A 17727-nucleotide genomic window follows, 5' to 3' on the forward strand; every position below is an offset into this window, starting at 1 on the left:
AAGATGAAACCATGAGCATTCCGGCAATCGAACTGATGACAGCCCTGCGGTCCGGCCAGTCCACCTCCCCCCGGCTCACCTGGTACGGGCCTGAGTCCGAGCGGGTGGAGCTCTCCGGCCGGGTGCTGGACAACTGGGTGGCAAAGACCGGAAACCTGCTGCAGGACGAGCTCGACGCCGAGCCCGGGACACGGCTTCGGCTGGACCTGCCGGCCCACTGGAAATCCCTGATCCTGGCCCTGGCCGCCTGGCAGCTCGGCATGGAGGTTGTCTTCGACGACGCCGAGGCCGAGCTGCTGGCAACCGCCGATCCTGGCCCCGGGGCGGCGCAGGGAGCCTTCGATGCCGTCCTGGCAGTGGCGCTGCCGGCGCTGGCCATGCGGTGGCCGGGCGAGCTGCCCACCGGCGTCGTGGATTATGCCGCCGAGGTGCGCTCCCACGGTGATGTCTTTATGCCGCACGTGGATCCGGAAGCATCACGGCGGGCCGTCCTGGGTGCAACAGGGACGGCGCACACGCACGGGGAGCTGCTGGGATCCTTCGCCGCCTCGCATGGCACAGGTGTGCGGCTGCTGGTGCCGGCGGGCGACGGGCTGGAGCACGCCCTGGCCCAGTCCCTGGGTGCTTGGAAGAGCGACGGGTCCGTGGTGCTGGTGCACCCCGCCGTCGCGGTGACGGAGAAGCTGCTCGCGGACGAACGGGTCAGCGGCAGCTGACCGCATCCCCGGGGCAGCTGAAAGCTGCCCCGGGGCGGCTGGACGTTCTTCCCGGCTAGCGGGACACATCCTGCGGACGAAGCCCCTAGGCGGGCGGGCCCGGCAGTTCCGGATCCTTGACGGCCCGGCTCTCCACGACCCGGGTCTCCACGGCGCGACCCCCCACGGCTGCGCCGGGCTGGGTGTGCGGATGCCGTTCAATGATCTCGTGGTCGTGGGAGAACTCCGGCTCATCGTCGAGTTCCTTGTTGAAGACCAGGAACCGGTAGGCGAAGAAGCGCACCACGGTGGCGACCAGGATGCCCACAATACCGGCAGCGAACAGCATGTTCTTGTCCGTGACGCCGAAGCTGTACTTGGCCAGGGCGGTGAAACCGGTGGAAATGCCGATCCCGATCCCGTTGATCAGGATGAACATCCCGAACTCGCGCAGCACATTGTCCTGGCGGCGGTGCCGGAAGGTCCAGAAGCGGTTCGCTATCCATGAGAAGACGGTTGCGATGCTGGCACCGACGAACCGGGCCTTGGCCTCGCTGTCGGTCATCGGGCCGTGCATCAGGTAGTACGTGAGTCCGTTGTCAATGATGAACGCAACACCGCCCACCGCACCGAACTTGGCCACTTCGCGCCAAAAGAGCGAGGCTAGCCCATGCATGCGCTCGGTAAGTGTAGTAATCATGACCCTCCGTGGCCCTCTTGTACTGTCGGCCTTTGGGCCAACTGCCCATTTTAGCGCCGTTTGCCGGGAACTCGCCCGGAGCCTGGTTCGCAGGCCGCGGCTGCGCCGGGTCAAACCCCGCCGGAAAGCGCCGGATTACCCTTGCGACCCCGCACCAGGACTGCCAAAAGCCGGGATTGGGCGAGGTTTTCGGTAGGCTGGGGCTTGTGACTTTTCCTGTGATCGGTGTTGTTGGCGGCGGCCAGCTCGCCCGAATGATGGCCCCGGCGGCCACCGCCCTGGGCTTTGAGCTCCGCGTCCTTGCCGAAGGTGAGGACGTCTCAGCCGTCTCAGCCGTGGCCAATGCCCCGGTCGGTGATTACACCGACCTGGATCATTTGCTCGAGTTCTCCCGCGGCCTGGACGTCCTGACGTTTGACCATGAGCACGTCCCCACGGAGCATCTCCGTGCCCTGCAGCGGGCCGGCGTCAACGTCCACCCCGGACCGGATGCGCTGGTCCATGCCCAGGACAAACTCGTGATGCGGGCGGCGATCGACAGGCTCGAACTGCCCAACCCGCGCTGGGCCTCCGTTGACGACGTCGCCGCGCTGATCGCATTCGGCGACGACACCGGATGGCCGGTAGTGCTGAAGACCCCGCGCGGCGGCTACGACGGCAAGGGCGTGCGGATCGTGGATTCCGCGGCGGACGCTGCGGACACCGCGGACTGGTTCGAAGCGATGTCGCCGCTGCTGGCCGAGGCCAAGGTGGAATTCAGCCGCGAACTCTCCGCACTGGTGGCACGCACCCCGGACGGTGAAGCGCGGGCCTGGCCCGTGGTCCACACGATCCAGGTCGACGGAGTCTGCGACGAAGTCATCGCCCCGGCCCTGGACATCCCGCTGGAGGTTGCGGCCGCGGCGGAGAACGCCGCCCTCCGGATCGCCAGCGAGCTTGGCGTCACCGGCGTGATGGCCGTGGAATTGTTCGAAACCCCCGGCGTGGGAACTGGATTCCTGATCAACGAACTCGCCATGCGTCCGCACAACACCGGCCACTGGACGCAGGACGGTTCCGTGACGAGCCAGTTTGAACAGCACCTCCGGGCGATCCTCAACCTGCCCCTCGGCGCCACGGACCTGCTGGGCCCCGTGGTCGTGATGAAAAACTTCCTGGGCGGCGAGAACCAGAATCTGTTCTCCGCCTACCCCGCAGCCCTGGCCAGCGACCCGGCGGCCAAGGTCCACTGTTACGGCAAGGCCGTCCGGCCGGGGCGCAAGATCGGGCACGTCAACCTCGTCGGCGGTTCAGTAGCCGACGTCGACTCCGTCCGGGAACGCGCCACCACCGTCGCGAACATCATCCGGAACGGACGGGCCCGTCCCCGCACCACAGGCGGAACCCACGAGGAGAACGCATGAGCGCGAGCAACACCAGCAGCACGGCACAGTCCACGGACCCCCGGTTCGCGGCGGCGCCCGACGCCGACGCCCCGATCGTTGGCCTCGTGATGGGTTCGGACTCCGACTGGCCCGTGATGGAGGCCGCCGCCGAGGCCCTCGCAGAATTCGGCATCCCCTTTGAGGCCGACGTCGTCTCCGCACACCGGATGCCGCTGGAAATGATCAGCTATGGCCAGACGGCCCACGGGCGCGGGCTGCGCGTCATCATTGCCGGCGCCGGCGGCGCCGCCCACCTGCCGGGCATGCTCGCCTCCGTCACACCGCTGCCCGTCATCGGCGTGCCGGTGCCGCTCAAGACCCTCGACGGCATGGACTCCCTGCTCTCCATCGTCCAGATGCCCGCCGGCGTCCCGGTCGCGACCGTCTCCATCGGCGGCGCCCGGAACGCCGGTCTTCTGGCAGTCCGCATGCTCGCCTCCGGCACGGATCCCCTCGCAGACCGGCTCCGCGCCGAACTGCTGGACTTCGCCCAGGAACTCAATGACGTTGCCACCCGGAAGGGCGCGACCCTGCGGCAGAAGGTAAGCGAAGTCTTTGCCGACGCCAACGTCGTCACCCGGGGCAGCCGTTAGGGATCGCCAGATGACCAACAGTTACGCCCCCGCCCGTAAGCAGGAGCCCCGGAACCGGACGGCTGCGCCGTCGCTCTCGGATCCTGTCCGCCATCCCTCGGGAGCGGCTGCTCCGGTCCTGACCAAGCGCGCCTTCCTGCTGGTCCTGATGACACTGCTGGTGCCCGGCAGCGCCCAGATCGTCGCCGGCAACCGGCGGCTGGGGCGGACGGCGCTGCGCGTCACGCTCACGGTCTGGGCGCTGGCCATCCTGGCGGCAGTGCTGCTCGTGGTGTCCCGGCCGACGCTGATCAACATGATCACCGGACCGGTCACCTCGCTGCTGCTCGTCATCGGCCTCGCGGCACTGGCGATCGGCTGGGCGGCCCTGTTCCTGAACACCCTGCGGCTGATCCGTCCCGTGCTGCTGACGCCCCGGGTGCGCCCCGCCGTCGTCCTCACTCTCGTGCTGGCGATGGTCCTCAGCAGCGGTTCGCTGGGCTACGCCGCGTACCTGCTCAACGTCAGCCGCGACGCTATCGGCAACATCTTCTCCAACGGTCCGACCATGGAACCCTCGGAGGGCCGGTACAACTTCCTGATGATGGGCGGCGACGCCGGGGCGGACCGCACCGGCCGGCGCCCGGACAGCCTCTCGGTCATCAGCGTCGACGCCAAGACCGGCAAGACCGCCATCATCTCAGTGCCCCGCAACCTGCAGAACGCGCAGTTCAGCGAAGGCTCCCCGATGCGCAAGCTCTACCCCGACGGCTACAACTGCGGCGACGAATGCCTCATCAACGCCATCAACACCGAGGTCACCAACGAGCACCAGGACCTGTACCCCGGGGTGGCGGACCCGGGCGCGCAGGCCACGATGGAAGCCGTGTCCGGGACCCTGGGCATCAAGGTCCAGGCCTACGTGCTGGTGGACATGGAGGGCTTTGCCAAACTCATTGACGCCATGGGCGGCATCCGGATCAAGGCCGGCGGCTGGGTCCCGCTCAGCGGCCCCACGGTGGACGAGGCCAACGGCATCCACGGCATGCCGATCGGCTGGATCCGCGCCGGCGAACAGACCATGGACGGCTATCACGCGCTCTGGTACGGCCGCTCGCGCGAGTTCGTCGACGACTACGCCCGCATCCAGCGCCAGCAGTGCGTCCAGCAGGCCATGCTGAAGCAGCTGGATCCGGCCACCCTGCTGGCCAAGTTCGAGGACATCGCCAAGGCCGGCACCAAGGTGGTGGAGTCCAACGTTTCCGCGGGCCAGCTCGGCAGCTTCGTGGACCTCGCGATGAAGGCCAAGGGCCAGGAAATGAGCCGGCTGACCATCGGCCCGCCCGATTTCGACGCGTCCTTCTCGACCACCCCGGACTTCGACCAGATCCACCAAAAGGTCGATGCCCTGCTGGCGCCTGCCCCCGCGGCCGGCGCGGCGGACGACAGCATCCGCCAGCAGGACGCGGCGCCCGGGCCGCTGTCGGCAGCCGGCGCGTTGCCGCAAACCCAGCCCGGCACCCAGCCGGCGGAGTCGGCGTCGGACTTCACTCCGGTGACCACCACGCCGGACGGCGAGCCGATCACGGTGGAGATGCTGAACCAGTTCAAGCGCAACGGCGATGAACAGTCCATCCGCGACCTGGTCGCCACCAACGGCCAGTGCGCGCCGCTCTAGCTCCAGTGACGAATCTTTCCGCAGCAGGCTTCCGTAACAGATAGGGACACCCAGGCAGTGTACGAACTCGAGAATGTCCTCCGGCCCTATGCCTGGGGCTCCAGGACAGCCATTGCCGGGCTGCTCGGCCGGGCGGCTTCCGGCGGCCCCGAGGCGGAGCTGTGGGTCGGCGCGCACCCGGACTCCCCGTCGGTGGCGCTCAGCCCGGCCGGTGCCGGATCGATGGGCGCCCACGCCGCGGTCGCGGACGACGGCGGACGTCTGGCTTTGGATGCGCTGATCGCGGAGGACCCGGAGCACCATCTGGGCAGCGACAGCGTGGCCGAATTCGGTCCCCGGCTTCCGTTCCTGCTCAAGGTCCTGGCCGCCGACAGCCCGCTCTCCCTCCAGGTGCACCCGACCCTCGAGCAGGCCCGGGCAGGGTTCGCCCGCGAGGAGGCCGCCGGCGTCGACCGCGCAGCGGCCGAGCGCAATTACAAGGACAACAACCACAAGCCGGAGATGATCTTTGCACTGACACCGTTCGAGGCGCTGTGCGGCTTCCGGCCCGCGGCGGACGCCCGCGCGGTCTTCCAGCTGCTGGTGGCCGATTTTGAACTGGCCGGCCTGGCACTCCCCCCGCTCATTCCGCTGCTGCTGGCGGATCTTTCCCAGCCCGGGGAGGCCACGGCCTTGCGCTCGGCCTTCGAGCGGCTGATTTCCGGCGGCGGCGAGGTGGCGGAGGCAACGGCCGCGATTGTCGCTGCCCTGACGTCCGGCGCCCCGACGGCGCCCTACCAGGCCGAGCTGTCCACCGTTCTCACCCTCAATGCCCAGTACCCGGGCGACCCGGGAGTGCTGATTTCCCTGCTGCTCAACCGGGTCTCCCTGGCGCCGGGCGAGGCTGTCTACCTGCCGGCCGGAAATGTCCATGCCTACCTGCACGGCCTCGGCATCGAGGTGATGGCCTCCTCGGACAACGTGCTGCGCGGCGGGCTGACCCCGAAATTCGTCGACGTGCCGGAACTGCTCCGCACCATTTCCTTCCAGAGCGCCGTCGTGCCGATGCTCAGCCCCGAGACCACCATGCTGGGGCAGGAAATCTTCCGGCCGCCGTTCCGCGAGTTCCAGCTGCAGCGCATCGAGCTCCGGCCCGGCGCGGAGCCAGTCCCGCTGGCACAGTCGGGAGCCGCCGTCATCATTGTCGTGGCCGGATCCCTGCTCCTGGACTCGCCCAAGGGCGAGCTGCGGCTGGAGCGCGGCGCGAGCGCCTTCCTCCCCGCGGCCGAGGCCCCGGTCAATGCCCACGCCGCCTCCGGCGCAACCGGGACAGCCCTGGCCTTCGCCGTCACCACCGCCCTGAAAGCCTGAGACCGTGGACCACTTCCTGCAGAGCCCCGGATGGGCCAGTTTCCAGCGCAGCCTTGGCCGGACCGTGCACGAGCGCTCCGGCCCCGGCTGGAGCTTCCTGGCCATCGAGGAAAGCAACCCGGCCGGGAAACTCCTCTACGCGCCCTACGGCCCGGTGGCCGCTTCCCTCGCCGCGTTCGACGCCGCGCTGGCGGCACTGACGGCGCTGGCCCGCAGCTGCGGGGCCGTGTTTGTCCGGATTGAACCGGTGGACGCGGGCTTCACGGCCGCGGACGCCGATGCCGTCCTGCGCGCACGCGGACTCCGGCCCGCCCCGGCCAACCAGCAGCCCGAGCTGAGCTGGGTCGTGGACCTGGACCGGGACTTCAAGGACGTCCTGGCGGACATGAAGCCGGTGAACCGCAACCTGTACCGGAACATCCACAAGAAGGGCGTGACGTTCCGCGCCAGCCAGGACCCGTCCGAGATCTCCGTGCTGCTGGACTTCCTGCACCTGACGGCGGCGCGCAACGGTTTCAAGCCGCAGAGCGATGACTACCTGACGCAGGTCGCCCGCTCGCTGATGCCGGCCGGTGCCGCGACGCTCTTCATTGCCGAGCTGGAGGGCGGGCCCATCGCCGCCGCCCTGGCCTACGACTCCGGTGACACCCGCACCTATGCCCACGCCGCCCTGGATGACACCCACCGCAAGCTCAGCGCCGGAATTCCGCTGCTGGTCACGCTGATGGCCGATGCCAAGGACAAGGGCCTGAAGCATGTGGATCTTTGGGGCGTGGCACCGGCGGACCAGCCCGAGCACAAGTGGGCAGGGTTCACGGCTTTCAAGAAATCCTTCGGCGGCCGGGAGGTCTCGTACCCCGGAACTTGGGATCTGCCGGTGCGGAAGCTGCGCTACGGCGGGTACCAGCTGGCCAGACAGGGCGCACAGGCCGCCCGCCGCGGCCTCCGGTCAGCCCGGAAGCTCCCCCTCCGGCTGCGGAGCGCCCTCCGCCGGTAGCCCCCGCCCCAGGCAGCGCACCCCAGGCAGCGCACCCCAGGACTGGACATGCCCCGCGCTGGCCCTGGCACGCGGACATATACCCACTATGTCCAACCCCGGGCCCGGCCACTGGACATGTCCCCCGGAGGCAGCGCATGCCCGCACTGGACATGCCCCGCGCTGGCCCTGGCACGCGGACATATACCCACTATGTCCAAACCCCGGGCCCGACCACTGGGCATGTCCCCCTGGGTATGGCGGCCTCTAGTGCTGGCTCCGGGTGGAGGCTGCGCGCTTCTGGGCCTCGTAGGCGCTGGCGACCATGTCCTCGACGGAGTGGCGCATCTGCCAGTCCAGGTCACGCGCGGCCAGGGTGCCGTCGGCCACGATACGGTCCGGGTCGCCGGCCCGCCGGGGGCCGATCTCCGGCTCGAAATCGATGCCGGTGACCTTGGCCATCGCCGTCATGATCTGCCGGACGGACAGCCCGTCGCCGGACCCAAGGTTGTAGACGCGCTCCAGCGGCCGGCCGGCGGCGAGGGCCCGGGCCGCGGCAACGTGCGACGCCGCAAGGTCGGCCACGTGCACGTAGTCGCGCACACAGGTGCCGTCGGCGGTGTTGTAGTCAATGCCGTTGATACGCGGCGTCTTGCCTGCCGTCAGTGCACGGAGCACGATCGGGAAGAGGTTGTGCGGGCTCGAGTCGTAGAGCTCCGGCGAGCCGGATCCGACGACGTTGAAGTAGCGCAGCGAGGTGTGCTTGAGCCCCCGGGCCTTGCCCTGGTCCCGGATCAGCCATTCGCCAATGAGTTTGCTCTCCCCGTAGGGTGACTCCGGCTGCGTCGGGGTGTCTTCGGTGACGACGTCCCCGGTGGGGGTGCCATAGGTGGCGGCGGAGGAGGAGAAGACCAGGTTGCCGACCTCGGCCAGCTCCATCGCCTTCAGCAGCTCCGCCGTGCCGGTGACGTTCTGCTCATACGTGAGCAGCGGCTCCTGCACGGAAACGCCGGCGTATTTGAACCCGGCGAGGTGGATCACCCCGGTGACGGCGTGGTCCAGCATCGTGCGGGCCACAAGCTCAGAGTCGAGGATCGTGCCGTGCACGAACGGCACGTCGTCCGGGACGAACTCGCGGTGCCCGCTCGAGAGCGAATCGACCACCACCGCCTGCATTCCGGCCCCGCGCAAAGCGGAGACCACGTGAGAACCGATATATCCTGCGCCACCTGTAACGAGCCATGTCATGGTCCCACCCTACCCAACGCCACCGGTCCGCAACCCGCCCGGAAACGCCGGAACCCGGGGGCGCGTTTCGCGCCCCCGGGTTCCGGGTGTTCCAGTGCGGCAGGTGCTAGTTCTTGCGGGCGTAGCCTTCCCACTTGCTGGCCTGGTGCTCGCCGTCCACGAATCGGATGGTCCCGGACTTGGAACGCATCACGATGGACTGGGTGAGGACCTTGTCCTTGGAGTAACGCACGCCCTTGAGCAGGTCACCGTCGGTGATGCCCGTGGCCGCGAAGTAGCAGTTGTCGCTGGAGACGAGGTCGTTGGTCGACAGCACCCGGTCCAGGTCGTGGCCGGCGTCGATGGCCTTCTGCTTCTCGTCGTCGCTGGTGGGCCACAGCCGGCCCTGGATCACGCCGCCGAGGGACTTGATGGCGCAGGCCGAGACGATGCCTTCCGGCGTGCCGCCGATACCCATGAGGGCGTCAACTCCGGTGCCGGCACGCGCGGCAGCGATGGCGCCGGCGACGTCGCCGTCCATGATGAATTTGGTGCGGGCACCGGCTTCGCGGATTTCCTCCACGAGCCCCCGGTGGCGGTCCCGGTCCAGGATCATCACGTTGAGCTGGTTGACCTTGACGCCCTTGGCCTTGGCGATCAGGTGCAGGTTCTGTTTGACCGGCAGGCGCAGGTCGACCATGTCGGCGGCCTCAGGTCCGGTGACGAGCTTCTCCATGTAGAAGACCGCGGAGGGGTCGAACATGGAACCGCGCTCGGCGACGGCGAGGACGGCGAGGGCGTTGTTGATGCCCAGTGCGGCCAGCCGGGTTCCGTCGATGGGGTCGACGGCGACGTCGCATTCGGGGCCGGTGCCATCGCCGACGTTTTCGCCGTTGAATAGCATCGGGGCTTCGTCCTTCTCGCCTTCACCGATGACGACAACACCGTTGAAGTGAACGGTCTGCAGGAAGGAACGCATGGCGTCGACGGCGGCGCCGTCGGCCTTGTTCTTGTCCCCGAACCCGACCCAGTGGCCTCCGGCGATGGCGGCGGCTTCGGTGACGCGGACCAGTTCCAGAGCAAGGTTGCGGTCCGGCTCGTCGATGCCGACGGCGAGCGACGGGGAAAGCGTGGAGTACTTCTGGGTCATTGGCGCTGGTGTCACGTGAACCTCTTCTTCGAGTGGGGATCATTGAATCCGAACGGACAGGATCGCTCCGTCGCGGTGATTCGTTGGTTTGTGATCTCGTCTGTAACTGATCATAGTCGCGGAGGAAAGCCTCGTCTTGGAATGACCATTCCGTGAAACGGCCCGGCCCCGGCTCCACCCGCTCCCGCCGGGCCCCGCCGAATGTGAGATCGGCCCGGAATGGGCGACTATAGAGGGGTGAGTGAATTGCAGGAAACGCCCCCCGCCCCCCCAGCTTCCCCTGCCGGCACATCCGGCCAGGCGGCTTCCGGCGCGCCCGGCGGGCCTCCCGTCAAGCCCGTCCTGAGCGCCGGAGCGGCCAAGCGCGCGAACGCCTCGGTGATCGGGATGATCATCGCCCTGGTTCTGAGCATCGCCGCTTTCCTGCCGATCGTCCTGATGAACCCGTCCCCCAAGACCGACGGCTACCGCCCCAACATCGACGTCGGCGCCGTGGCGCAGAACGCCGCCGGTGTGGCGGGATTCACACCGGCGGCCCCGGATACCGGCGACACATTCCGCGCAAATTACGCCCGGTGGGAATCCGGCACGGGCAGCGGCGTCCCGACCTGGGAGGTCGGCTACCTTACCCCCAAGGAATCCTTCATCGTCCTGGTGCAAACGCGGCAGTCCAATCCCACCTGGCTGTTGCAGCAGGTGAAGAGCGCGCCCGTGACCGGCACGCGCAGCGCCGGCGGGCGTGAGTGGGAACTTCGCGACACGGGCAAGGGGGAGAAGAGCATGGTGCTTCTCGACGCCGGCGGCTCCACCGTCATCCTCACCGGTCCCGCCCAGCTGGACGAATTCACGGCGCTGGCAGCCGCCGTCGTCAAGGATCTCGCGAGCGGTTCCCGCACGGCCGGCAGCGCGTCACCGGTGAGCACCCCGGGAGCAACAGTTTCGCCCTCCCCCACCCCTTCACCGTAAGGTAAAGGCCGTGGCCACTTATCTCACTCCAGCCCTTGCCTGGCGCCGTCTCCGCGAGGGCAATGAACGTTTCGTCTCCGGCAATTCGTCCCATCCCAACCAGGACGCGTCCCGCCGCTCCTCCCTGGTGGAGAACCAGCACCCGTTCGCGGTGATCTTCGGCTGCTCCGACTCACGGCTGGCCGCCGAGATCATCTTCGACCTGGGCCTGGGCGACGCTTTCGTGGTCCGCACCGCGGGCCATGTGATCGACGACGCCGTGCTCGGCTCGCTCGAATACAGCGTCAGCGTTCTCTCGGTGCCGCTGATCGTCGTCCTGGGACACGACAGCTGCGGGGCGGTCACGGCCACCAAGAACGCGATGGAGACCGGCGAGATGCCCGTGGGCTTTATGCGCAGCCTCGTGGAACGCATCACACCCGCTGTGCTGACCTCGCTGCGCAACAACCAGCACGAGGTCAACGAGATGGTGGTCGAAAACGTCAAACAGACCTCGCAGCGGCTCGTGGACAGCTCGCGGGTGATTTCCGAGGCTGTCGGGAGCGGACGGGCAGCAGTGATCGGGCTCGCCTACAGCCTGGCCGATGGCCGCGCGGACCTCGTTTCCGGAATCGGCGACCTCTAGGTTCACGCAGCGGCCAGGTAGCAAGCCCTTCACGGTTTTCGATGCAGCGGCTCCGCCCAATAAGCTAGCCCCATGACTTCCACAGAAGAGTTGAACACCGAAGAGTTCCGCATCGAACACGACACGATGGGCGAAGTCCGCGTCCCCGTGAACGCCCTGTACCGTGCCCAGACGCAGCGTGCGGTCGAAAACTTCCCGATCTCAGGCAAAACCCTGGAGCGCACCCACATCGAGGCCCTCGCCCGGGTCAAGAAGGCGGCAGCCCAGGCGAACGCAGAACTGGGGGTGCTCGACGGCGAGCTCGCCCAGGCCATCGCCGATGCCGCCGACGAGGTTGCCGCCGGGAAGTACGACGGCGACTTCCCGATCGACGTCTTCCAGACCGGCTCGGGCACGTCCTCCAACATGAACACCAACGAGGTCATCGCCGAGCTCGCCTCCCGCGCCCTCAAAGCCGCCGGCAGCGAGAAGGTGGTCCACCCGAACGACCACGTCAACGCCTCACAGTCCTCCAACGACGTCTTCCCGACCTCGGTCCACGTGGCCGCCACCTCCGCCCTGATCAACGACCTGATCCCGGCGCTGGGTTACCTTGCCGACTCACTGGAGCGCAAGGCCGTCGAGTTCAAGGACGTCGTCAAGTCCGGCCGCACCCACCTGATGGACGCCACCCCGGTGACCCTGGGACAGGAATTCGGCGGTTACGCCGCCCAGGTCCGGTACGGCGTCGAGCGCATCAACGCCTCGCTCCCCCGCGTCGCCGAAGTTCCGCTCGGCGGCACCGCCGTCGGCACCGGCATCAACACCCCCGCCGGTTTCCCGGAGCGTGTTATCGAACTGCTCGCGGCCGACACCGGGCTGCCGCTGACCGAGGCCCGCGACCACTTCGAGGCCCAGGCCAACCGGGACGGCCTGATCGAAGCCTCCAGCCAGCTGCGCAACATCGCGATCTCCTTCATGAAGATCAACAACGACCTGCGCTGGATGGGCTCCGGCCCCAACACCGGCCTCGGTGAAATCGCCATCCCGGACCTGCAGCCGGGCTCCTCGATCATGCCGGGCAAGGTCAACCCGGTCATCTGCGAGGCCTCGATCATGGTCTGCGCCCAGGTCATCGGCAACGACACCACCATCGCCTGGTCCGGCACCAACGGCGCGTTCGAGCTCAATGTCGGCATCCCCGTGATGGCCGCCAACCTGCTCGAATCCGTGCGGCTGCTGGCCAACACCAGCCGCGTTATGGCGGACAAGATGATCGACGGCATCACCGCCAACGTCGAGCGGGCCCGCTTCCTCGCCGAGGCGTCACCGTCGATCGTCACGCCGCTGAACAAGTTCATCGGTTACGAGAACGCCGCGAAGATCGCCAAGAAGGCCGTCGCCGAAGGCCTGACCATCCGCGAAACCGTCGTCGCCATGGGCTTCCTGGAGCGCGGCGAACTGACCGAGGAGCAGCTGGACACCGCCCTGGACGTTATGTCCATGACCCGTCCGCCGCACAAGGCCTGACACCCACCCCGCCGCTGCGCCCTCCCGGTGCGGCGGCGTCCGACGGCGGCCGGCACCTTTCCAGCGAAAGGCGCCGGCCGCTGTTTTGTCCGCTGCCTGCGCAGGCCTAGAGCGGCCCGCCGCCGGCGGCCCGGCGCTCCTCGGCGGTGTAGGCCGCGGCAGCGGCGGCGTCCGCCATGCTGGCACCGGCCAGGCGGGCCTCCCGCAGCCTGCGGGTCTTGGCCGACTGCCCGGAGAAGGCTGCGTCCACATTGCCGGCCGCGTACGTCAGCGCGTCCTCGGCCCGGATGCCCAGCCCGTGCGCCGTCAGCACGGCGTCCTGGTTGGCGCCCAGATACGTGAACTGCCAGCCCCACTGGCTCTGCTGCCGCTCGACGAGGGCCTTCACCATCGGGCCCGTTGCCTCCCGTGAGGCGTTCTCGTGGCCGTCGGTCAGGACTGCCACCAGCACCGTCCCCGGGCGCTGGTCCTCGGGCAGGGCCGCCAGTTCCTCCCCGGCCTCTCCGATCAGCCGGACCATGGCGTCATGCAGGGCGGTGGAGCCGCGGGGCTGCAGGTCCAGGGGAGGCACCTCCTGGATGTCCACCGCGGTGTAGACCCGTTCGTAGCTGTCGTCGAACTGGGCCAGGGAGAGCTGGCAGCGGCCGGCCACGGACCGCTGCTCACGCACGAAGGACGCGAACCCGCCCACCGTGTCGTCGGCAATGGCACTCATGGACCCCGACCGGTCCAGGAGGACGTAAACCTGTGTCAATGCAGCATCTGTCATGCTTCCCCATTTCCGGTCCGGGCGCACCCGGACCAACTTTTGCCAGCGGCTGGCTGGACATCATCAGGCTAGGGCAGGGCACCGACAAAAAGGGGACGGGCCAAATCACGGCAGCGGCCGCGCCTCAGGCGGCCGGCAGGAGCACCATGGCCGCGGCGGTGCCGGCGAGCATGAACGGCCCGAAGGGGATGCTGGATTTCAGGGTGCCGCGCCGCGAAACCAGCAGGGCAAGGCTCCACAGCCCGCCGAAGAGGAACGCCGCGAAAGTCCCGGCAAAGACGTGCGGCCAGCCGAGAAACCCCAGATACATGCCGAGGACACCGGCGAGCTTGACGTCGCCAAAACCCATCCCCGGCGGGTAAACGGCCCGCAGCACGAAGTAGAACAGCCACAGTGCCGCTCCACCGGCCACGACGCGCAGTCCGGGCACCCCGAAAAGGCCGGCACCGCCGTCGGGCACCGCGGCCGCGGCTGGCGCTCCGGACACTATGTGGACCAGCACCGCCCCCAGCAACAGCACCGCGGCGACGGCGTAGGACGGAAAAACGATCCGGTCCGGCAGCAGGTGGTGCCGGACGTCGATGACCGTGAGCCGCACGGCCACGACCGCCAGGTAGATGCATGCCAGTAGAACCAGCCAGAAGGCCAGCGGGGTCGCTTCGCCAAGTCCGCCGAGTCGTTGGATCATTCTCGGATGCTACTGGAAAATTCCGGCTGCCATGGCCGGGCCCGCGCGTAAACTGTGGATATGGCCGGATGGGACACCTCGAACCCGCGCGGGCGGCGCGCGCCCGGGGACCCCGCGGAACAGGCGGCCTCCTTCCGGAACCTGTGCCGTTCCTCGCCGTGGAAGTGGCACTCCCTGCGCTTTGAATACCTCGACCGGCCGCTCGCCGCCAAGACCGGACCCGCCGAAACAGCGCCGGCCCCGGATCTGGTCCGCGCGTGGCTGCGGCGCCCGGGAGCCCTGCGGCTGGAAACCGCCGACGGCCTGGTCCTGCAAAGCACCACCGGCATCAACGATTCCCGCGACGTGTTCTACGTCCGCTCCACCCGGAAGACCTGGCTGCGCCCGCCGCAGCTGGTCACCCCGGTCTACGACGACCGCGGCCTGGTCCGGCGCCGCCCCGAAGCGGCCTACGGCGAGCCGGGCTTCGGCAACGGGCGCTTCGCCGCAGCACTGGACCCGGTGGAGCTGGCAGGCAATGCCCCGGTGCCGCTGGAATTCCCCAATTCCAATGCCGTGGAACTGGGCCCCATCACCGAGGTGATCCACGAAGGCCGCCCCGCGCTGGAAGCGACCGTGACCCCCAACCCCGGCTACCGCCCCAGCGACCCGGGCGCGCCGCTGTGCCGGCCGGGCCGCACGCTGGTGAGGATCGACGCCGGCACGGGAGTTTGCGTGGCTAGCCACTGGCTGGAGGGCGGACAGGAAGGGAACGGAGCGGAGGAGTATGGACACTGGCTCCGGATCCTCGCCGTGGACGAGTACATGCTGGATGACCTGTTCCTCGCCGAGTCCATGAACCTCACGGATGTCCGCCGGCACATCAGCTGGGAACTCCCGGCCGGCTGAGGGCGCGCGTGACTGGCTGAGTGCGGGCAGCGCCGCTAGGCTTCCGGGATGACTGAGCTCGCTCCCTACTGGCCGCCCTTCGGCCTCACCCTGGCCACACCCCGCCTGGTGCTGCGGCCCATCCGCGACGAGGAGATCCCTGCGGCTGCGGAGGCGGCCCTGAGCGGCATCCACGAACCAGGCCGCAGCCCCTTCAGCAGGCCGTGGGCTGAGGCCCCTGCCGAGGAGCTCGGCCGCAATATGGCTCAGTGGTACTGGCGGTGCCGCGGCACCATGGCGCCCGGGGAATGGACCCTGCTGCTGGGCATCTGGCACGAGGGCGCATTCATCGGCTGCCAGGACATCGCGGCCAGCGACTTCGCCACCCTGAAAACCGTCGGCACCGGTTCCTGGCTGAGGCAGAGCGTGCAGGGCCGGGGTCTCGGCAAGGAGATGCGCGCCGCAGTCGCCCTCTATGCCTTCGATTGGCTCGGTGCGGAGGTCGCGGAATCGGAGGCGGCCGTCTGGAACCGGCAGTCCCTCGGCGTCTCCCGTTCCCTCGGCTACGAACTCAACGGCGTCACCCGCGTCACCTGGGGCGGCCAATGCCAGGAAGCCCAGAAGGTCCGCCTCACCCCGGCCACCTTCAAGCGCCCCGGCTGGCAGCTGCAGGTGGAAGGCCACGAAGCCACGGCCAAATACCTGGGGATCGCCCCGCAGTAACGCCTGCCGAAAGGGCGACCGGCGCACCCGCCGTGACGCGGTCCTTCGCAAAGGAGCGCATCGCGGCCGCAGACTGCAGGCGTGGCGGCGGTGTTCCGCAAAGGAGCGCATCGCCGACCAAAGCGAAGCGGAGGTCGCCCAGCGACCGCAGTGCAGCGGCGGGAGGTGTCTAAGCGACGGCGGGACGACGCCGCCGCGCGAAAGTGACCCTCCCGCCGGCCCCAGGCGGAACGAGCCCTAAATCTCGGCCCCCTCAAGCAAATCCGTCACCAGCGCCGCGATCGGCGAGCGCTCCGAGCGGGTGAGGGTGACATGGCCGAACAGCGGGTGGCCCTTGAGCGTCTCGACGACGGCGGCAACGCCGTCATGCCGGCCGACCCGGAGGTTGTCGCGCTGGGCGACGTCGTGGGTCAGGACGATCTTGGAGTTCTGACCGATCCGGCTCATCACGGTCAGCAGCACATTCTTTTCGAGCGACTGGGCCTCGTCCACGATGACGAACGCGTCATGGAGCGACCGCCCGCGGATGTGGGTCAGCGGCATCACCTCGAGCATGCCGCGGTCCATCACTTCCTCCACGACCTCCTGGCTGACGAGGGCACCGAGCGTGTCGAAGACGGCCTGCGCCCACGGGTTCATTTTCTCCGCCTCGGAGCCGGGCAGGTAGCCCAGCTCCTGCCCGCCCACCGCATAGAGCGGCCGGAAGACAATCACCTTGCGGTGCTCCTGGCGTTCCAGGACGGCTTCGAGGCCCGCGCACAGGGCCAGCGCGGACTTGCCGGTGCCGGCCCGCCCGCCGAGGGACACAATGCCCACGGAGGGGTCCATCAGCAGGTCAATCGCCAGCCGCTGTTCGGCCGAACGGCCGTGCAGCCCGAACACGTCGCGGTCGCCTTTCACGAGGCGGACCTGCTTGTCGGCCCCCACCCGGCCCAGGGCGGATCCCCGCTGGGAGAGCAGCACCAGCCCGGTGTTCGTGGGCATCTCGGCCGCTTCCGCGATGAAGACCGGCTCATGGCCGTAGAGCGTGGAGACTTCCTCCTCGCTCGCGTCGATTTCCGCGACGCCGGTCCAGCCCGAGTCCTTGACAAGTTCGTTGCGGTACTCGTCGGCCTGCAGCCCCATGGCCGAGGCCTTGACGCGCATCGGAAGGTCCTTGGACACCATCGTCACGTCCCGGCCCTCGTTGGCGAGGTTCTTGGCGACGGCGAGGATCCGGCTGTCGTTGTCCCCGCCCCGGAAGCCGGCCGGGAGCACCTCGGCGGAGATGTGGTTCAGCTCCACCATGAGGGTGCCGCCGTCGTGGCCGAGCGGGATGGGGCGGTCGAGTCCGCCGTGCTCGACCCGCAGGTCATCGAGAAGCCTGAGGGCCTTGCGGGCGAAATAGCCAAGCTCGGGGTCGTGCCGTTTGCCTTCGAGTTCGGTGATGACGACGATCGGCAGGATCACTTCGTGCTCCGCGAAACGCAGCAGGGCCCGCGGGTCCGAGAGCAGCACCGAGGTGTCGATGACGAAGCTCCGGGCCGGTTCGCTGTTTGCTGTCCCTTCCCCGGAAACAGCAAGACCGGCTGCAGCGCCGCTATGGGCTGCACCGGTCGTTGAGGTGGCTCGCTTGGCGCGAGAGGTAGCTTTCTGTCCCTGGTCGGTCACGACGTCGGGCAGTTGTTCAGAAATAGCCACATCGACTCCAGCCCCGGGGCGCATGCCCGGAATTGTTATTGGTGAGGCGGTTCGGCCTTGAGGCCGGACGCGGCCTCCCATACACCCGGTGCGAACTTCCGCTCCATGTACTGGCCTCCCCGATCAGC

At 68.5% G+C, this 17727-nt stretch carries 17 protein-coding genes; 11 read left to right on the forward strand and 6 right to left on the reverse strand.

Annotated features, from left to right (window positions below):
* Nucleotides 1–11 precede the first annotated feature (11 nt).
* Entirely contained in the window at nt 12–716 is a 705-nt protein-coding gene (locus tag AC1MFL_RS04070) for a TIGR03089 family protein (protein WP_479813585.1), read from the forward strand.
* An 85-nt stretch (nt 717–801) separates the two neighbouring features.
* Here the strand turns inward: AC1MFL_RS04070 and AC1MFL_RS04075 are convergent, their stop codons facing one another.
* Complete coding sequence (locus AC1MFL_RS04075) at nt 802–1395, reverse strand: GtrA family protein (RefSeq protein WP_479813586.1); 594 nt, start codon at nt 1393–1395, stop codon at nt 802–804.
* A gap of 254 nt (nt 1396–1649) precedes the next feature.
* On the opposite strand from AC1MFL_RS04075, the gene AC1MFL_RS04080 reads away from it, so the two are divergent.
* From AC1MFL_RS04080 to AC1MFL_RS04100, 5 genes are all read left to right on the forward strand, one after another.
* Nucleotides 1650–2798 (forward strand): 5-(carboxyamino)imidazole ribonucleotide synthase, encoded by a 1149-nt coding sequence (locus AC1MFL_RS04080; RefSeq protein WP_479815297.1) that lies wholly within the window; start codon nt 1650–1652, stop codon nt 2796–2798.
* Nucleotides 2799–2887: 89 nt separating this feature from the next.
* Nucleotides 2888–3412: a 5-(carboxyamino)imidazole ribonucleotide mutase gene (gene purE, locus AC1MFL_RS04085; RefSeq protein ID WP_479815299.1), complete on the forward strand. Its 525-nt coding sequence runs from the start codon at nt 2888–2890 to the stop codon at nt 3410–3412.
* Between the two features lie 10 nt (nt 3413–3422).
* Nucleotides 3423–5069: an LCP family protein gene (locus AC1MFL_RS04090; RefSeq protein WP_479813587.1), complete on the forward strand. Its 1647-nt coding sequence runs from the start codon at nt 3423–3425 to the stop codon at nt 5067–5069.
* 57 nt (nt 5070–5126) lie between these two features.
* Nucleotides 5127–6419 (forward strand): mannose-6-phosphate isomerase, class I, encoded by a 1293-nt coding sequence (manA, locus tag AC1MFL_RS04095; protein ID WP_479813588.1) that lies wholly within the window; start codon nt 5127–5129, stop codon nt 6417–6419.
* A 4-nt stretch (nt 6420–6423) separates the two neighbouring features.
* Nucleotides 6424–7416, forward strand: a complete 993-nt coding sequence (locus AC1MFL_RS04100; RefSeq protein WP_479813589.1) for a lipid II:glycine glycyltransferase FemX — start codon at nt 6424–6426, stop codon at nt 7414–7416.
* Between the two features lie 246 nt (nt 7417–7662).
* Here the strand turns inward: AC1MFL_RS04100 and galE are convergent, their stop codons facing one another.
* Complete coding sequence (gene galE / locus AC1MFL_RS04105; RefSeq protein ID WP_479813590.1) at nt 7663–8643, reverse strand: UDP-glucose 4-epimerase GalE; 981 nt, start codon at nt 8641–8643, stop codon at nt 7663–7665.
* A gap of 106 nt (nt 8644–8749) precedes the next feature.
* The gene (gene glpX, locus AC1MFL_RS04110; protein ID WP_426979832.1) at nt 8750–9772 is read right to left on the reverse strand and encodes a class II fructose-bisphosphatase; all 1023 of its coding nucleotides are present in this window, start codon (nt 9770–9772) and stop codon (nt 8750–8752) included.
* 219 nt (nt 9773–9991) lie between these two features.
* Here glpX and AC1MFL_RS04115 point away from each other — a divergent pair, with 219 nt between their 5' ends.
* The 3 genes from AC1MFL_RS04115 (at nt 9992) to AC1MFL_RS04125 (ending at nt 12872) form a co-directional block, all read left to right on the forward strand.
* Nucleotides 9992–10738 (forward strand): DUF4245 domain-containing protein, encoded by a 747-nt coding sequence (locus tag AC1MFL_RS04115; RefSeq protein ID WP_479813591.1) that lies wholly within the window; start codon nt 9992–9994, stop codon nt 10736–10738.
* Between the two features lie 10 nt (nt 10739–10748).
* Nucleotides 10749–11363 (forward strand): carbonic anhydrase, encoded by a 615-nt coding sequence (locus AC1MFL_RS04120; protein ID WP_479813592.1) that lies wholly within the window; start codon nt 10749–10751, stop codon nt 11361–11363.
* Between the two features lie 72 nt (nt 11364–11435).
* The gene (locus AC1MFL_RS04125; RefSeq protein WP_479813593.1) at nt 11436–12872 is read left to right on the forward strand and encodes a class II fumarate hydratase; all 1437 of its coding nucleotides are present in this window, start codon (nt 11436–11438) and stop codon (nt 12870–12872) included.
* 106 nt (nt 12873–12978) lie between these two features.
* Here AC1MFL_RS04125 and AC1MFL_RS04130 read toward each other — a convergent pair whose 3' ends face one another.
* Entirely contained in the window at nt 12979–13641 is a 663-nt protein-coding gene (locus AC1MFL_RS04130) for a VWA domain-containing protein (RefSeq protein WP_479813594.1), read from the reverse strand.
* A gap of 124 nt (nt 13642–13765) precedes the next feature.
* The gene (locus AC1MFL_RS04135; RefSeq protein WP_479813595.1) at nt 13766–14329 is read right to left on the reverse strand and encodes a prepilin peptidase; all 564 of its coding nucleotides are present in this window, start codon (nt 14327–14329) and stop codon (nt 13766–13768) included.
* A 60-nt stretch (nt 14330–14389) separates the two neighbouring features.
* Between AC1MFL_RS04135 and AC1MFL_RS04140 the strand changes: the two genes are divergently transcribed.
* Together AC1MFL_RS04140 and AC1MFL_RS04145 are read left to right on the forward strand one after the other, a co-directional pair.
* Nucleotides 14390–15217: a hypothetical protein gene (locus AC1MFL_RS04140; RefSeq protein WP_479813596.1), complete on the forward strand. Its 828-nt coding sequence runs from the start codon at nt 14390–14392 to the stop codon at nt 15215–15217.
* 48 nt (nt 15218–15265) lie between these two features.
* Nucleotides 15266–15919 (forward strand): GNAT family N-acetyltransferase, encoded by a 654-nt coding sequence (locus tag AC1MFL_RS04145; protein ID WP_479813597.1) that lies wholly within the window; start codon nt 15266–15268, stop codon nt 15917–15919.
* A 237-nt stretch (nt 15920–16156) separates the two neighbouring features.
* On the opposite strand, the gene AC1MFL_RS04150 is transcribed toward AC1MFL_RS04145, so the two are convergent.
* Entirely contained in the window at nt 16157–17599 is a 1443-nt protein-coding gene (locus tag AC1MFL_RS04150) for a PhoH family protein (RefSeq protein ID WP_479813598.1), read from the reverse strand.
* Nucleotides 17600–17727: the final 128 nt, after the last annotated feature.

This window comes from Arthrobacter sp. BG3 (assembly GCF_056680185.1).

What these genes read in the sequence shown, in the direction of transcription:
- AC1MFL_RS04070 (WP_479813585.1), top strand. Translation starts at nt 12, where the DNA reads ATGAGCATTCCGGCAATCGAACTGATGACAGCCCTGCGGTCCGGCCAG.
- AC1MFL_RS04075 (WP_479813586.1), bottom strand. Translation starts at nt 1,395, where the DNA reads ATGATTACTACACTTACCGAGCGCATGCATGGGCTAGCCTCGCTCTTT.
- AC1MFL_RS04080 (WP_479815297.1), top strand. Translation starts at nt 1,650, where the DNA reads ATGATGGCCCCGGCGGCCACCGCCCTGGGCTTTGAGCTCCGCGTCCTT.
- purE (WP_479815299.1), top strand. Translation starts at nt 2,888, where the DNA reads ATGGGTTCGGACTCCGACTGGCCCGTGATGGAGGCCGCCGCCGAGGCC.
- AC1MFL_RS04090 (WP_479813587.1), top strand. Translation starts at nt 3,423, where the DNA reads ATGACCAACAGTTACGCCCCCGCCCGTAAGCAGGAGCCCCGGAACCGG.
- galE (WP_479813590.1), bottom strand. Translation starts at nt 8,643, where the DNA reads ATGACATGGCTCGTTACAGGTGGCGCAGGATATATCGGTTCTCACGTG.
- glpX (WP_426979832.1), bottom strand. Translation starts at nt 9,772, where the DNA reads ATGACCCAGAAGTACTCCACGCTTTCCCCGTCGCTCGCCGTCGGCATC.
- AC1MFL_RS04115 (WP_479813591.1), top strand. Translation starts at nt 9,992, where the DNA reads ATGGGCGACTATAGAGGGGTGAGTGAATTGCAGGAAACGCCCCCCGCC.
- AC1MFL_RS04125 (WP_479813593.1), top strand. Translation starts at nt 11,436, where the DNA reads ATGACTTCCACAGAAGAGTTGAACACCGAAGAGTTCCGCATCGAACAC.
- AC1MFL_RS04130 (WP_479813594.1), bottom strand. Translation starts at nt 13,641, where the DNA reads ATGACAGATGCTGCATTGACACAGGTTTACGTCCTCCTGGACCGGTCG.
- AC1MFL_RS04135 (WP_479813595.1), bottom strand. Translation starts at nt 14,329, where the DNA reads ATGATCCAACGACTCGGCGGACTTGGCGAAGCGACCCCGCTGGCCTTC.
- AC1MFL_RS04140 (WP_479813596.1), top strand. Translation starts at nt 14,390, where the DNA reads ATGGCCGGATGGGACACCTCGAACCCGCGCGGGCGGCGCGCGCCCGGG.
- AC1MFL_RS04145 (WP_479813597.1), top strand. Translation starts at nt 15,266, where the DNA reads ATGACTGAGCTCGCTCCCTACTGGCCGCCCTTCGGCCTCACCCTGGCC.